The organism is Streptomyces sp. NPDC033178, from assembly GCF_055577685.1.
The window spans coordinates 357,982-371,669 of the sequence record NZ_JBVIPT010000011.1; the positions used below are offsets into that span (position 1 = coordinate 357,982).

The 13,688-nt window shown below is 70.3% G+C and carries 10 protein-coding genes; 6 read left to right on the forward strand and 4 right to left on the reverse strand.

Annotation, left to right across the window (positions count from 1 at the left end):
* Positions 1-30 precede the first annotated feature (30 nt).
* Positions 31-1,830: an ABC transporter ATP-binding protein gene (locus ACZ5VQ_RS27675; protein WP_469107238.1), complete on the reverse strand. Its 1,800-nt coding sequence runs from the start codon at positions 1,828-1,830 to the stop codon at positions 31-33.
* Positions 1,831-1,925: 95 nt separating this feature from the next.
* Here ACZ5VQ_RS27675 and ACZ5VQ_RS27680 point away from each other — a divergent pair, with 95 nt between their 5' ends.
* Entirely contained in the window at positions 1,926-2,390 is a 465-nt protein-coding gene (locus tag ACZ5VQ_RS27680) for a MarR family winged helix-turn-helix transcriptional regulator (RefSeq protein ID WP_469107239.1), read from the forward strand.
* 261 nt (positions 2,391-2,651) lie between these two features.
* Complete coding sequence (locus ACZ5VQ_RS27685) at positions 2,652-4,109, forward strand: Gfo/Idh/MocA family protein (protein ID WP_469107240.1); 1,458 nt, start codon at positions 2,652-2,654, stop codon at positions 4,107-4,109.
* A gap of 112 nt (positions 4,110-4,221) precedes the next feature.
* On the opposite strand, the gene ACZ5VQ_RS27690 is transcribed toward ACZ5VQ_RS27685, so the two are convergent.
* A complete protein-coding gene (locus ACZ5VQ_RS27690; RefSeq protein ID WP_469107241.1) occupies positions 4,222-5,622 on the reverse strand; it encodes a cation:dicarboxylate symporter family transporter in 1,401 nt (466 codons plus the stop codon).
* Between the two features lie 142 nt (positions 5,623-5,764).
* Complete coding sequence (locus ACZ5VQ_RS27695; protein ID WP_469107242.1) at positions 5,765-7,387, reverse strand: peptide-N4-asparagine amidase; 1,623 nt, start codon at positions 7,385-7,387, stop codon at positions 5,765-5,767.
* A gap of 118 nt (positions 7,388-7,505) precedes the next feature.
* On the opposite strand from ACZ5VQ_RS27695, the gene ACZ5VQ_RS27700 reads away from it, so the two are divergent.
* Together ACZ5VQ_RS27700 and ACZ5VQ_RS27705 are read left to right on the forward strand one after the other, a co-directional pair.
* Positions 7,506-8,426, forward strand: coding sequence for a glycosyltransferase family 39 protein (locus ACZ5VQ_RS27700; RefSeq protein ID WP_469107243.1), 921 nt, complete (start codon positions 7,506-7,508; stop codon positions 8,424-8,426).
* Complete coding sequence (locus ACZ5VQ_RS27705) at positions 8,384-9,001, forward strand: hypothetical protein (RefSeq protein ID WP_469107244.1); 618 nt, start codon at positions 8,384-8,386, stop codon at positions 8,999-9,001. The genes ACZ5VQ_RS27700 and ACZ5VQ_RS27705 overlap by 43 nt, the downstream gene beginning before the upstream one ends.
* 29 nt (positions 9,002-9,030) lie before the next feature.
* Here the strand turns inward: ACZ5VQ_RS27705 and ACZ5VQ_RS27710 are convergent, their stop codons facing one another.
* Entirely contained in the window at positions 9,031-9,771 is a 741-nt protein-coding gene (locus ACZ5VQ_RS27710; RefSeq protein ID WP_469107245.1) for a hypothetical protein, read from the reverse strand.
* 187 nt (positions 9,772-9,958) lie between these two features.
* Between ACZ5VQ_RS27710 and ACZ5VQ_RS27715 the strand changes: the two genes are divergently transcribed.
* Both ACZ5VQ_RS27715 and ACZ5VQ_RS27720 read left to right on the forward strand, forming a co-directional pair.
* Complete coding sequence (locus ACZ5VQ_RS27715; protein ID WP_469107246.1) at positions 9,959-11,758, forward strand: ABC transporter transmembrane domain-containing protein; 1,800 nt, start codon at positions 9,959-9,961, stop codon at positions 11,756-11,758.
* The gene (locus ACZ5VQ_RS27720; protein WP_469107247.1) at positions 11,755-13,545 is read left to right on the forward strand and encodes an ABC transporter ATP-binding protein; all 1,791 of its coding nucleotides are present in this window, start codon (positions 11,755-11,757) and stop codon (positions 13,543-13,545) included. Before ACZ5VQ_RS27715 ends, ACZ5VQ_RS27720 begins: the two co-directional genes overlap by 4 nt.
* The last annotated feature ends 143 nt before the right edge of the window (positions 13,546-13,688 follow it).

The window sequence follows — 13,688 nt, forward strand, 5'->3', positions numbered from 1 at the left end:
CCCGCATACCGCCATAATCTCGACATATCTTCATCTTGTTGGCTCCAGTTGGGCGTCTCTGCGGACCAGTGCGGCGTAGCGGCCCTCGCGCTCCAACAGCTCCTCGTGCGTGCCCCGTTCGGCCGGGCGCCCGCCGTCGAGGACCACGATCTGGTCGGCGCCCCGAATGGTGGACAGCCGGTGCGCGATGGTGAGGGTGGTCCGGTTGGCCGACAGGGCGTCGATGGCCTCCTGAACGGCGAGCTCGGTGCGGGTGTCCAGGGCGCTGGTCGCCTCGTCGAGGATCAGGACCGGCGGGTCCCTCAGGATGGTGCGGGCGATGGCCAGGCGCTGCTTCTCACCGCCGGAGAACCGGTGTCCGCGCTCCCCCACCACCGTGTCGTACCCGTCGGGCAGCGACGCGATGTGGTCGTGGATCTGCGCGGCCTTCGCGGCCGCGTACAGCTCCTCGTCGGTGGCGTCCGGCTTGGCGAACCGCAGGTTCTCGGCGACCGTGGCGTGGAAGAGGTACGTCTCCTGGGAGACGACGCCGATCCCGCGGGCGAGGGTGTCGAAGTCCAGGTCGCGCACGTCCACCCCGTCGAGTGTGACGCGGCCGCCCGTGACGTCGTACAGACGCGGCACCAGATAGCTGAGCGTGGACTTGCCCGCACCGGTGGCGCCGACGACTGCGAGGCTGCCGCCGGCGGGCACGGTGATGTCGATGCCGTCGAGGATGGGGCCGCTCTTGTCGTCGTAGCGGAACTCCACGTCCTCGAAGCGCACCTCTCCCTTGACCTGGTCGAGGTGGATCGGATCCTCGGGCTCCGTGATGTCGATGGGCAGGTCGAGGTATTCGAAGATGCGCTGGAACAGGGCGAGCGAGGTCTGGATCTGGACGCCGGTGGAGAGCAGGCTCACGGTCGGCCGGAAGAGGCCCTGCTGGAGCGAGACGAAGGCGACGAGCGTGCCGATGGAGATGGCGGGTCCGCCGAACTGGAGGGCTATGCCCGCGGTCCAGTAGATGACGGCCGGCATGGCGGCCATGACGATCCCGATGACGGCCATCCGCCAGCGGCCCGCCATGTTCGACCGGACCTCCAGGTCGACGAGGCCCTCGGACTCGTCGGCGAAGGAGCGGGTGAGCGAGTCGGAGCGGCCCATGGTGCGGCCGAGCAGGATGCCGCTGACGGAGAGCGACTCGGTGACGGTGGCGGCCATGGCGGCCATCTGCTTCTGACGCTCGGTGGTGATCTTCTTGCGTTCGTTGCCGACACGGCGGCTGATCCACACGAACACCGGCAGCAGGAGCAGCGAGACGACGGTCAGCCGCCAGTCCAGGGCGACCATGGCGACGATCGTGGCGATGACGCTGGTGAGGTTCGAGACGAGCGAGGTGGCCGTCGAGGTGACCGTCGCCTGCATACCGCCGATGTCGTTCGCGATGCGCGACTGGACCTCGCCCGTACGGGTCCTGGTGAAGAAGGCGAGCGACATACGCTGCAGCCGACCGTAGACGGCGGTGCGCAGGTCGTGCATGACGCGCTGGCCGACCGTCGTGGAGATGAGGGTCTGCAGGACTCCGAAGACACCGCCGAGGACGGCGCTGAGGATCATGCCGAGCGCGAGCAGGCTCAGCAGGCCTGTGCGCCCCTGCGGGATCGCGGTGTCGAGGATCTCCTTGAGGAGGAAGGGTGTGGCGACCGAGACCAGGGACGCGGCGCCCACGAGGAGGCCTACGACGGCCAGCCGGCCGCGATAGGGGCGGAAGAGCTTGAGAATGCGGCGCACCTGCCGGGGCTGTCCGTCCTCGACAGGTGGCGGTGTCCATTTGATGTCGTCGCGGGGCATGGGCTCCTACGGAGGGTGAGAGAACGATGACTGACGGATCATAGCTCATTGTTACCTATACTCACAATGAACGAAGTCCTGATATTGTTCCCGTCATGGACACCCCCGACGCCGACGGTCTGCTCGCCGAGCAGCTGCTGCGGTTGACCCGCCGTGTGCACCGCATCCAGAAGCGTCAGCTGGAGAAGCGCGGACTCGGTATCACTCCGGCCCAGTCCCGGCTCCTGCGCACCCTCGCGCACTACGGCTCGCCGCCGCGCATGGCCGACCTGGCCGAGCGTCTGGAGGTGGTGCCCCGAGCCGTGACGACACTGGTCGACGGCCTGGAGGCGAGCGGCAAGGTGCGGCGCGTACCGGACCCCACCAACCGCCGGGTGATCCGCATCGAGCTGACGGACGACGGCCGCGGGGCTCTGCGCGAGCTGCGCGCCGCGCGGCGGACCGCGGCGGAGGACATCCTGGCGCCGCTGTCGGACGATCAGCGCAAAGTGCTCGGAGGGCTGCTGAACACGCTGGTGGACGGAATGGGCGCGGTGGAGGCGCCCAAGCGCGACTGCTGAACGGGCGGTGCCGACGGGAGCCGAAGACGCGCCGACAGGGGTGAGGGGCCCACTGCGGACCACGGGCCGACGCATGCCCCGCTCCACCACCGGGCCGGGCCGACGATGGCTCCGCGCCGCCCGCTCGCACCCGCGCACGGAAGTCCAAAGACCGAGCCCCGGAAGTCCAACTCCCTGGCCACTTCGGCCCCTTGCGACCCGGTCCGCCCCCTAGGAGGGTGACAGCGCGCCGAACCCGCGCTCACCCACCGAGGAGGTCCGATGCACGACGAGCACGCGACACCGGAACCTGACGAGAACCCCGAGGGCTACTCCCGACGCTCGGTCCTGCGCACGGCCGGAGCCGCCGGAGCGGGTCTGGGGATCGGCGCGCTCGCGAGTGGGGGCACGGCTCACGCGGCCGAGCCCGGCACGGCGACGGAGGCAGCGCCCGGGGCAGCGGCGGAAGCCGAGGCCGCCGTACCCGCCGCGAAGGGCAGAACCATGATCGGCGTGCCCTTCGAGGGGCGCGGCACGGTACGGGTGGGGATCATCGGGCTCGGCAACCGTGGCAACGGCATGATCGACCTGTTCCTCGCCCTCGACGGAGTCCGCGTCGTCGCGCTGTGCGACCCGGTCAAGGACAAGATCGCGAGCGCCGCGGCCAAGGTGGTGGCTGCGGGACAGCCCGCCCCTGCGACGTACACGAAGGGTGATCACGACTTCGTCGGTCTGTGCGAGCGCGGCGATCTCGACTTCGTGTACGTGGCGACGCCCTGGGACTGGCACTTCGAGATGGCGAAGACGGCGATGCTCAGCGGCAAGCACGTCGGCGTGGAGTGTCCGATCGCGATGCGGCTCGACCAGCTCTGGGAACTGGTCGACCTCTCCGAGCGCACCCGCAGACACTGCATGCAGCTGGAGAACTGCTGCTACGGCAGGAACGAGATGCGGGTCCTGCGCATGGCGCACGCCGGGAAGTTCGGCCGACTGCTGCACGGCGCGGGCGCCTACAACCACGACCTGCGCGGACTGATGTTCGACCCGGACTACTACGAGGGCCCCTGGCGGCGACTCTGGCACACCCGGCTGCGCGGCGACCTCTACCCGAACCACGGCTTCGGGCCCGTCGCCAACTACATGGACGTCAACCGCGGTGACCGCGTCACCCACGTCTCCAGCTTCGGCACGCCCTCGCTCGGACTGGCCGAGTACCGCGCGGCGAACATGCCGCCGGGCGACCCGAGCTGGAAGGAGACGTACATCGAGAGCGACCGGACCATCAGCCTCGTACAGACCGCGAAGGGACGGGTGATCCGGCTCGAACACGATGTGTCGACGCCACACCCCTACTCACGGATCAACAGTCTCGGCGGCACGAAGGGTGTCTTCGAGGACTACCCGGAGCGGATTTACATAGAGCCGGACCACACAGATGACGCCTGGGGCGACTTCGGGGCGTACGCGGACTGGGATCACTGGCTGTGGAAGGAACACTCCAACCCGCCCGGCGGACACGGCGGGATGGACTACATCATGCTGTTCCGGCTGATGCAGTGCATGCGGCTCGGGCTCGTCCCGGACTTCGACGTGTACGACGCCGCCACCTGGACCGCGCCGGTGCCGCTGAGCCATGCCTCGATCAAGGCGCACGGGGCACCGCAGGCGATCCCGGACTTCACGCGCGGGCTGTGGAAGAAGGAGCGATCGGGGGTGGACTCGGAGAAGCCGGAGGGGTGACCGGGCGGGAGTGACCCCCGGTGCGGGTCCTCCTGAAGTCCTTCGGGAGTCCTTCGGGGATGGGAAGCGTGGGTGGGGCCCGGCGTCGAGCGGATGCGCCGGGCCCCGGCGCTCAACTCACCTCGCCCGCAGGCTCCTTGGCCAACGAGGCAGTCTTGGCGGTCTGCGAGGGCACTTCCGCCTTCGGGTCGCTGCCGGAGGGCGTCACGTCCTCCTCCACGAACGCGATCTCGCCGTCGAGCATCTTCTTCGCCCGGTCCGTGTCCAGTGCGCCCTCCCAGCGGGAGACCGCGAAGACGGCGACGCAGTTGCCGAGCAGGTTGGTGACGACGCGCATCGAATCCATGATGCGGTCGACGCCGAGCAGCAGGGCGACGGCCCCTGCGGGGATGGCGCCGAGTGAGGAGGCGGTCGCCGACAGGGCGAGGAAGGCCGAACCCGGGATGCCGGCCATGCCCTTGCTGGTCAGCATGAGCACCAGGATCACGGTGACCTGCTGGCTCAGGCTGAGGTCGACGCCCACGGCCTGCGCGATGAACAAGGTGCCGATGGAGAGGTAGATCGAGGCGCCGTCGAGGTTGAAGGAGTACCCCGTCGGCAGGACCAGACCCACCGCGTCGTCACGGGCACCCGCCTGGCGCAGCTTCTGCATCATGCGGGGCATGACCGTCTCGCTGGACGCGGTGCCGAGCGCGAGCAGCAACTCCGCACGCGTGTAGCGGACGAACTTCCACAGGCTCAGCCCGGTGACCAGCTTCAACGCGACCGCGAGCAGCACGAGGAAGAGCACCGCCACGGCGTAGCAGAGAACAATCAGCTTGCCGTACGTCTTCATGACCCCGAGGCCGTACTCTCCCACCAGGTGGACCATCGCGCCGAAGACGGCGAGCGGGGCGAGCTTCATGACGAAGCCGACGATCGCGAAGATGATCTCCTGGGCCTGCTCGATGGCGGGCAGGATCGCGGGAACCTTGGTGTGGCCGAGGTGGAGCAGCGCCGCGCCCGTGAGGCAGGCCAGCACCAGGACCTGCAGCAGCGAGTTCTCGGCGAAGGCACCGACCGCGCTCTGCGGCAGTGCGTTGAGGACGAACTCGGTGGTCGACGGCAACGCGCCGCCTGCGGTCTTGTCGTCGACCGCCGAGGCGTCGAGCTTCGACGGATCGACGTTCATGCCCGCCCCGGGGGCGAAGACGTTGGCGGCGATCAGGCCGATGAGCAGCGCGGCCGTGGAGGCGATCTCGAACCAGATCAGGGCCTTGAGCCCGATCCGACCGAAGGCCTTCAGATTGCCGGCCTTGGCGATGCCGACGACGACCACACAGAACACGAGCGGTGAGATCACCGTCTTGATGAGACGCACGAAACCGTCGCCGAGCGGCTGGAAGGTCGTGGCCGTGTCCGGCCACAACCTTCCGACGACGATTCCGAGTACGAGCGCGCAGGCGACCTGCGCGAACAGTGAGGTACGCAGTATGCGTGCGACGCGTCGCGGGGACGGTACAGACGGCGGCACGGGCACTCCTCCAGGGGGACTTCTGGGATGCGGAAAGCGGATTCCGCGGTGATCACTATCGGGGGAGTTTGCTACCGCCGGGAACCTCGATGTGACATGCGTGTAAATCATCGAGGATGTGGCACGTCCCACACCGGACCGTTCAGCAGTCCGTGCGGTCCTGGGTGAGCGTCCCCTGTACGGTCACGAGCGTCCGGTCGTGGCAACCGCCGGATCCGTAGAGCCGGTAACGCTCGCTGGTCGTGCCGACCGCGTGCCGCTGGTCCCGTGGCACGTTCGCCGTATACGTGGCGTCGCCCGCGTAGCTGTCGTCGAGCCGGGACCACGCCGTGCGCCGACCGCCTCGTGTGTCCTCGACCGCGGCCCGGTCCCCCAGCGACAGCACGGTCCGCAGCCGGTCGCCCGCGCCGAGTGTCGTGGTGCCGTCCATGGTGTAGATCCGGTGCGTCCGGGTCGACTTGGCGGGCCCGCGCCCGTCCACGGTGACGGTCTCGTCGTCGGTCCAGGTCCCCTTCAGGGCATCGGTGTTCTCGCCGTCGGTCCAGCGGTGCACGGAGGTGTTGGCCAGCCTGCGGTCGACGGTGGTCTTCACGCGGCCGTACGAGGTGTCGACGTACCCGGCCACGGTCAGCCGGTGCCCGGCCTCGGTGTCGAGACGATGCTCCGAACCCGGCGTGTACGTCGAGGAGTTGTCGAGGTCTCCCGCCCTGTGCGCGGTGAGCTTCCCGGTGACGTGCCTGCTCTTCGCGTCCTGCCAGACGAGGACGTTCACCGGGGTGCTCCAGCCGCTCTGCCCCTCGGGAACGCCCACTACGGAGACGTCGATCCGGTGCGGACGGCCGTCGTTGAGGAGCCCGGCGAACGGTGTCAGGTCGTACTCGACGGGCTTGATGTCGAAGGCGCGTGGGCCCGGAATCACGTACCAGAGGAAGGGGTTGGACCAGCCTCCGGTCCAGACGGTCGGGAAGGGCGACGCGATGCCCGCGAGCCGGCCGTCGACCTTGATCTGCACCTCGCGGTAGGCGCCGTCGCCGGCCTTGCAGGAGTACGGCGCGGCGTCGGGCACCGTCAGATACCAGTACTCCTCGCAGCCGCCGCCCGACCCTGTGGCGTATACCTCGGCGACGATGCGTTCACTGTTGCGGGGCGTGGTGAGGGTGCCGTCCTGGAGGGTGAGGACGCGGTCGGGGGTCTTCTTCGCGGCGGGCTCACCCTCGTAGCGAGTGGCGGCGGGCTCGCCCGCGTAGAAGGTGAGCGTGACCTTGACGTCGATGATGCCCGTGTAGGTGTCGTCGACGACGTTCCCGATGAGCATCTCGACGTCCTGGCCCTCCCGGAACGTGTCGCTGTAGCGCGTGACGTCCTTCTCCACCGACCACTCGATGCCGTCGGGCGAGGGCTGCGGTGTGGACGTACGGAAGACCTCGACTCCGCCGATGTGCAGATGGCCGAGCCGGTCGAACTGCCGCCCCTTGACCTTGCCGTCGAGGCGCAGGACGACCTTGCTCCAGCGGTCGCCGCAGCCTCGCGGGGGCGAGTACGTGCCCTTGTAGGGCGTGAAGTCCTTGAACTGGGCCTCGGCGACGGTGACGTCGCATGACTTGGCGTCCGGTCGGGTGACGGGCGGGGCGGCGGTGACCGGGTCGTGCCAGTCGGCGCCGAACTCGGCAGGCGCGTCGGCCGATTGAGCGGGGGCCGCCCCGAGGAGGGTGCTCGCCACGAGGGTCGCTCCGGCGAGCATGGACATGATGATCCGTCTTCTCATGGGCGGTGTTCTACGGGGAGTTGGCCCGGTCCGCAATGCGTCCTCGGGTCATGACGGGCCCCTCGACCGGATCGGTCCCCCTCAGTACGGTGTTGCGACCGGTTGGCGGGGGGACGCTATGGATCGGGAACGGGACGACGCGCCGCGCGAGTTACCTCGTTTCGCCCTCGGCCCCGTGACGGGTCTGACGGCCGTTCTCGCCGCCGTACTGACCGCGCTGTCGGGCCGATACGGGTACCACCGCGACGAGTTGTACTTCCTCGCGGCGGGCGATCATCCGGCCTGGGGGTACGTCGACCAGCCGCCGCTGACGCCGTTCCTCGCGCGGGCGGCCACGGCGCTGTTCGGGGACTCCACCGTCGCGTTGCGGGTCCCGGCGACACTCGCGCTCGTGGCCGCCGTCTTCGTGGTCGCCCTCGTCGCAAGGGAGTTGGGCGGCGACCGCGGGACACAGGTGGTCGCGGCGGGGCTCGCGGGCGTGTCCGCACAGCCGTTGGGGGTCGGGCACATGATGTCGACCGCGACCTTCGACCTGCTGGCCTGGCTGCTGATCTGCTGGCTGGTACTGCGCCTGCTGCGTACCGGCGACGGGCGGTGGTGGCTTGCGATCGGCCTGTGCGCCGGGGTCGGTCTGCTGAACAAGTACCTCGTGGCGCTCCTGGTCGTCGCGCTGCTCGCGGGCGTGCTCGCCGTGGGTCCGCGGAGGGTGCTGCGCAGCCCGTGGCTGCTCGCCGGCGCTGTCTTGGCTCTCGCGGTGGCGGCGCCCAATCTGTGGTGGCAGGCGGATCACGACTGGCCTCAGCTGACGGTCGCGGAGGGCATCGGCACGGACGACGGGACCGAGAACCGGATCCTGTTCGTGCCCGAGCAACTCATCTATCTGTCCCCCTCTTCGTGCCGGTGTGGGTCGCCGGCTGGCTGCGGTTCTGGCGCGATCCGGCCCTGCGGTGGGCTCGTCCTGCGGCGGTCGCGTACCCCCCGTTGTGCGTGCTGGTCGTGGCGCTGGGAGGCAAGGGGTACTACGTCGTTCCGCTGCTGATCGTGCTGCTCGGGGCGGGCTGCGAGCCGGCTCTCGCCTGGACGCGGCGGCACGGCCGTACGTGGCCCGTGGCGGCCGTTCTCGTGACCGTCGCGGTCAACGCGATGGTCACCCTGCCCGTGCTGCCGCCGAGTTCGCTCGCCGTACCGATGGCCCTCAACAAGGAGCAGGGCGAGCAGGTGGGTTGGCCCGGGCTGGCCGACGCGGCCGCGAAGGGGTGGTCCACGATTCCCGCGGGTGAGCGGGCGCGCGCCGTGGTCTTCACGCAGAACTACGGCGAGGCGGGCGCCCTGGACCGCTACGGCCCCGCGCGCGGGCTGCCTCGGCCCTACTCCAGCCATATGAGCTACGCCGACTGGGGCCCTCCGCCGGACTCGGCCGACGGACCGGTGCTCGTCGTCCGGCAGGAGGACGCGGACGGCATCGAGCGGTACTTCACCGACTGCCGACGGGTCGCGCGCGTGGACAACGGGCACGGGGTGGAGAACGAGGAGCAGGGCGCGGCCGTGGTGTTGTGCTCGGGGACGACGCAGCCGTGGTCGCGTCTGTGGCCGTCCCTTCGCCACTATTACTGAGGGGGCGCGCAGTGGCCGGTGACGGGCGGTCAGGCGGCCTTCAGGTTGGCCTTGTCACCCATCACCACGACCGGTTTCTGGTCCGGGTCGAGGGTGCGCAACAGGTACTCCATGCCGGACTTGGGCAGACTCACGCAGGCCGACGTACCGCTGCCGTGGTCCATGTGCAGCCAGATGCTGCCGCCCTTGGACTGGCCCTGGGGGCGGGTCGGGTCGTTCGGTGAGGTGCCCTTGACGCGGTTGTAGTCGATGGCGATGACGTAGTCGAAGTCGTTCCAGTGCGACTTGGCCCAGTAGTGCGGGGCCTGGAAGCCCGCCGACTCGGTGTACGGAAGCTTGGCACCAGGGTCGGCGAGCACTCCGCCCGCGTCGCTGAGCGTGAAGACCCCGACGGGGCTGCGCTTGTCGTTCTCCCGGTGGTTGGTCGTCCAGCCCTTCTTGCCGTTGTGTCCCTTCCAGCTGCGGGTCTTGTCCCAGGTGGAGCCGGACTTGGTGTAGAGGACGATCGTGGAGTCCGCCGAGTCCTCGCCCTCTCCGTAGACGGCCACGACCTGGCGGGAACCCTCGGGGATCTGCTTCCGCAGCTTGTCCCCGACGTCCGGGATGCTCTTGAGGTCGACGGTGCGCGCCTGCTCGGGCCGGCCGTCCGCCTGCGCGTCGCCCTTCTTTCCGCTGCCGCCGTCCGAACCGCCGCACGCCGCCAGGGACATCAGAAGGGCACCGGACACCGCGGCCGCGGCCGTCGTGCGCATCGCACCGCCTATTCGCATCGGTCCATCGTCGCATCACGATCCGGACGATTGCGTCCGGCCCCTCGGCTTCCGGGCGATATGCGGGCGGTCCGGGCCGAATCTTTGCCTCGCGGCGGAAAACCGTTTGCCTGCGGACACGCTGTGACGCGAACCTTTCACAGTTTGTTGCCTCCCCCACTCCCTTCAACGAGCTCCCTGGGACGTCATGCAGATTCAAGACCTTCCGTATCCCGACCCGGGTGTGCCGGACGCACGCTCGGGGCCCCGGTTCCTGGTGTGGCTCGGCCGGAACCAGCTCGGCGGACAGGCGAAGGCCCTGGCCTGGGGTCTGCTGCACTTCATGTCCGTGTCCGGACTGCCCTTCTGTGTGGGCTTCGCCGTCCAGGCCGTCGTGGACCGCTCCGGTGCGCGACTCGGCATGGCGGGCGGGCTGATCGCGCTGTGCGGGGTCGGTATCGCGCTGGGCGACTCCATGCTCCACCGGGCCGCGGTCACCAACTGGATCACCGCGGCCGCACGCGTCCAGCAGCTCCTGGCGCGCAGGACCGCCCTGCTGGGCTCCGCGCTGACGCGGCGCGTGGCGGCCGGTGAGATCGTCGCGGTCTCGACCGGTGACGTGGAGAAGATCGGCTGGTTCGTGGAGGCCGTGTCGCGGTTCACCGCAGCCGCGGTCACCATCGTGTTCGTCTGTGTCGCCCTGGTGGTCTACCAGCCGGCGCTCGGCGTCGTCGTCGCCGTGGGTGTGCCCGTCCTGGCGCTCGCGGTGCTGCCGCTGCTGCCCCGGGCGACCCGGCGCGCCGACTTCCAGCGCGAGAAGGCCGGACACGCCACCGAGCTCGCCTCGGACACCGTCGCGGGTCTGCGCGTGCTGCGCGGCATCGGCGGCGAGGAGCTGTTCCTCGACCGCTACCGGCGCGCCTCGCAGGAGGTCCGGCACGCGGCCGTGCGCAGCGCCCGTATGTGGGCGCTGATCTCCGCGATCCAGGTCCTGCTGCCCGGGCTGCTGCTGATCGTCGTCGTCTGGCACGGCGTGAACCTGGCCCGCGAGGGCCGGATCACCGTCGGCGAACTGGTCACCGTGTACAGCGCCGCCATGCTCCTCACCTATCCGCTCCGTCACTTCGAGGAGATCGCGATGGCCTACTCCTTCTCCCGGCCGTCCGCGAAACGCGCCGCCCGGGTGCTGTCGCTGGAGCGGGCGACGGACGGCGAGGGCTCGCGCGAGGCCGTCGTACCGGCCGGCGATCTGTACGACCCCGCGACCGGGCTGCTCGCGCCCGCCGGACGGCTCACCGCGGTGGTGTGCGGTGACCCGGACACGGCGGGCGTGCTCGCCGAGCGGCTCGGCGGTCATGCGGCGGACTCCTCGGAGCTGCCGTCGGCGCTGGTCGGCGGCGTGCCGCTGGACGAACTGCCGCTCGACTCCGCCCGCAGCGCCGTGCTCGTGCAGGACAAGGACCCGGTGCTGCTCTCCGGCACCCTGCGCGAACTGCTCGACGTGCCCGCCTCCGGGGACGTCAGTCCCGAGGAGGCACTGACCGCCGCGCAGTGCGGCGACGTCCTGGACGCGCTCGCCCAGGGGTCGCTGGACGCCGCCGATCCGATGGACGCCCGGATCACCGAACGCGGCCGCTCCTTGTCGGGCGGCCAGCGCCAGCGTCTCGCGCTGGCCCGGTCGCTGATCACGGACCCTGAGGTGCTCGTCCTGGACGAACCGACGTCCGCGGTCGACTCGCACACCGAGGCACGCATCGCCGACGGTGTCCGGTCCCTGCGCCAGGGCCGTACGACGGTGGTGTTCACCTCGTCGCCGCTGCTCCTGGACCACGCGGACCGGGTCGTACTCGTCCACGAGGGCGAGGTCGCGGCGGTCGGCGTGCACCGCGAGCTGCTGCACAGCGAGCCCCGGTACCGGGCCGTGGTGACTCGTGAGACCGACGACGAGGCCGCCGCCCACGAACTGGGCCACCTGCCGGAACTGGAAGAAATCGAGGAGACCGCATGATCGGCGTGGCGCCACCGGCCTACGACCCGGCGGCCCCGACGACCGCAGAGACCCTGCCCGTCGGCGCCCCCGCGACCGTACGCGCCTACGTGGCCGAACTGTTCCAACGGCACCGCCGGGCCTTCCTGCTGCTCATCACCGTCAACACGGTCGCCGTCATCGCCTCGATGGTGGGCCCCTATCTGCTGGGCTCGCTCGTCCAGCGCGTCTCCGACGGCACGGCGGCGGCACGCGAACTGCATATGGAGCGCACCGCCGCGCTGTTCGTCCTCGCCCTCTTCGTCCAGGCCGTGTTCGTACGCCAGGTGCGGCTGCGGGGCGCGATGCTCGGCGAGCGGATGCTGGCCGACCTGCGCGAGGACTTCCTCGTACGGTCGGTGGGGCTGCCGCCAGGCGTCCTGGAGCGGGCCGGGACGGGCGATCTGCTGTCCCGGATCACCACGGACATCGACCGGCTGGCCAACGCCATGCGCGAGGCCGTGCCGCAGCTGGCCATCGGTGTGGTGTGGGTGGCGCTGCTGCTCGGCGGGCTCGCCGTGACCGCGCCGCCGCTCGCGCCCGCCGTGCTGGTCGCCGTCCCGATCCTGGTGGTCGGCTGCCGCTGGTACTTCAAGCGCGCGCCGTCCGGCTACCGCTCCGAGGCCGCCGGTTACGCCGCCGTGGCCGCCGTGCTCTCGGAGACCGTGGACGCGGGCCGCACCATCGAGGCGCACCGTCTGAGCGAGCGCCGCATCGCGCTGTCGGACCGGCGGGTCCAGGAGTGGACCGCCTGGGAGCGGTACACCCTGTGGCTGCGCTCGGTGCTCTTCCCGGTCATCAACCTCACCCACGTCACGGTTCTCGGCTCGGTCCTGATGATCGGCGGGTACTTCGTCCTCCAGGGCTGGATCGGGGTGGGGCAGCTGACGACGGGCGCCCTGATCGCGCAGATGCTCGTCGACCCGGTGGGCCTGATCCTGCGCTGGTACGACGAGCTTCAGGTGGCCCAGGTGTCGCTGGCCCGGCTGGTCGGCGTCCGCGACATCGAGCCGGACGCCGGTGACGCTTCGCTGGCCCCCGACGGACGGGACGTGCACGCCGACCAGGTGCACTTCGGCTACCGCGAGGGCGTCGACGTGCTGCGCAAGGTCACTCTGGAGGTCGCGCCGGGCACCCGGCTGGCCCTGGTCGGTCCGTCCGGCGCGGGCAAGTCCACGCTGGGCAGGCTGCTCGCCGGGATCTACGCACCCCGGGTCGGCCGGATCACGCTGGGCGGCGCCGAACTGTCCCGGATGTCCGCCGAACGGGTCCGCTCCCATGTGGCGCTGGTCAACCAGGAACACCACGTGTTCGTGGGCGCCCTGCGCGACAACCTGCTCCTCGCCCGCGCTGAAGCCGACGACGCCGAGCTGTGGGCCGCCCTCGGCGCGGTCGACGCCGACGGCTGGGCGCGGGCGCTGGACGACGGTCTGGACACCGAGGTCGGCTCGGGCGGGCTTGCCCTCACCCCGGCCCAGGCGCAGCAGATCGCGCTCGCCCGGCTGGTCCTCGCCGATCCGCACACGCTGGTGCTGGACGAAGCCACCTCGCTCCTCGACCCGCGCGCGGCCCGGCATCTGGAGCGCTCCCTGGCCCGTGTCCTGGACGGCCGCACCGTGGTCGCCATCGCCCACCGGCTGCACACCGCCCACGACGCGGACGTCATCGCGGTCGTCGAGAACGGCCGCATCAGCGAGCTGGGCAGCCATGATCAACTGGTCGCCGCGGACGGCGCGTACGCGGCGCTGTGGCGGTCCTGGCACGGGTGAGTGGGCACTGCCCCCGGTGTGAGCGGGCACTGCCCCGGGGGGGGCTCCCCGCAGGGGGAAACAAGGGAAATCCCAAATCCAAACACGAAGGGGGGAGGGGGTAGGGAAAAAATTGTCCCCCCCCCCTCCCCCTTCCCCCCCCC

Bases quoted from the DNA above. Each gene is read 5' to 3' on its own strand.
- ACZ5VQ_RS27675 (WP_469107238.1), bottom strand. From the start codon at position 1,830: ATGCCCCGCGACGACATCAAATGGACACCGCCACCTGTCGAGGACGGA.
- ACZ5VQ_RS27680 (WP_469107239.1), top strand. From the start codon at position 1,926: ATGGACACCCCCGACGCCGACGGTCTGCTCGCCGAGCAGCTGCTGCGG.
- ACZ5VQ_RS27685 (WP_469107240.1), top strand. From the start codon at position 2,652: ATGCACGACGAGCACGCGACACCGGAACCTGACGAGAACCCCGAGGGC.
- ACZ5VQ_RS27695 (WP_469107242.1), bottom strand. From the start codon at position 7,387: ATGAGAAGACGGATCATCATGTCCATGCTCGCCGGAGCGACCCTCGTG.
- ACZ5VQ_RS27700 (WP_469107243.1), top strand. From the start codon at position 7,506: ATGGATCGGGAACGGGACGACGCGCCGCGCGAGTTACCTCGTTTCGCC.
- ACZ5VQ_RS27710 (WP_469107245.1), bottom strand. From the start codon at position 9,771: ATGCGAATAGGCGGTGCGATGCGCACGACGGCCGCGGCCGCGGTGTCC.
- ACZ5VQ_RS27715 (WP_469107246.1), top strand. From the start codon at position 9,959: ATGCAGATTCAAGACCTTCCGTATCCCGACCCGGGTGTGCCGGACGCA.
- ACZ5VQ_RS27720 (WP_469107247.1), top strand. From the start codon at position 11,755: ATGATCGGCGTGGCGCCACCGGCCTACGACCCGGCGGCCCCGACGACC.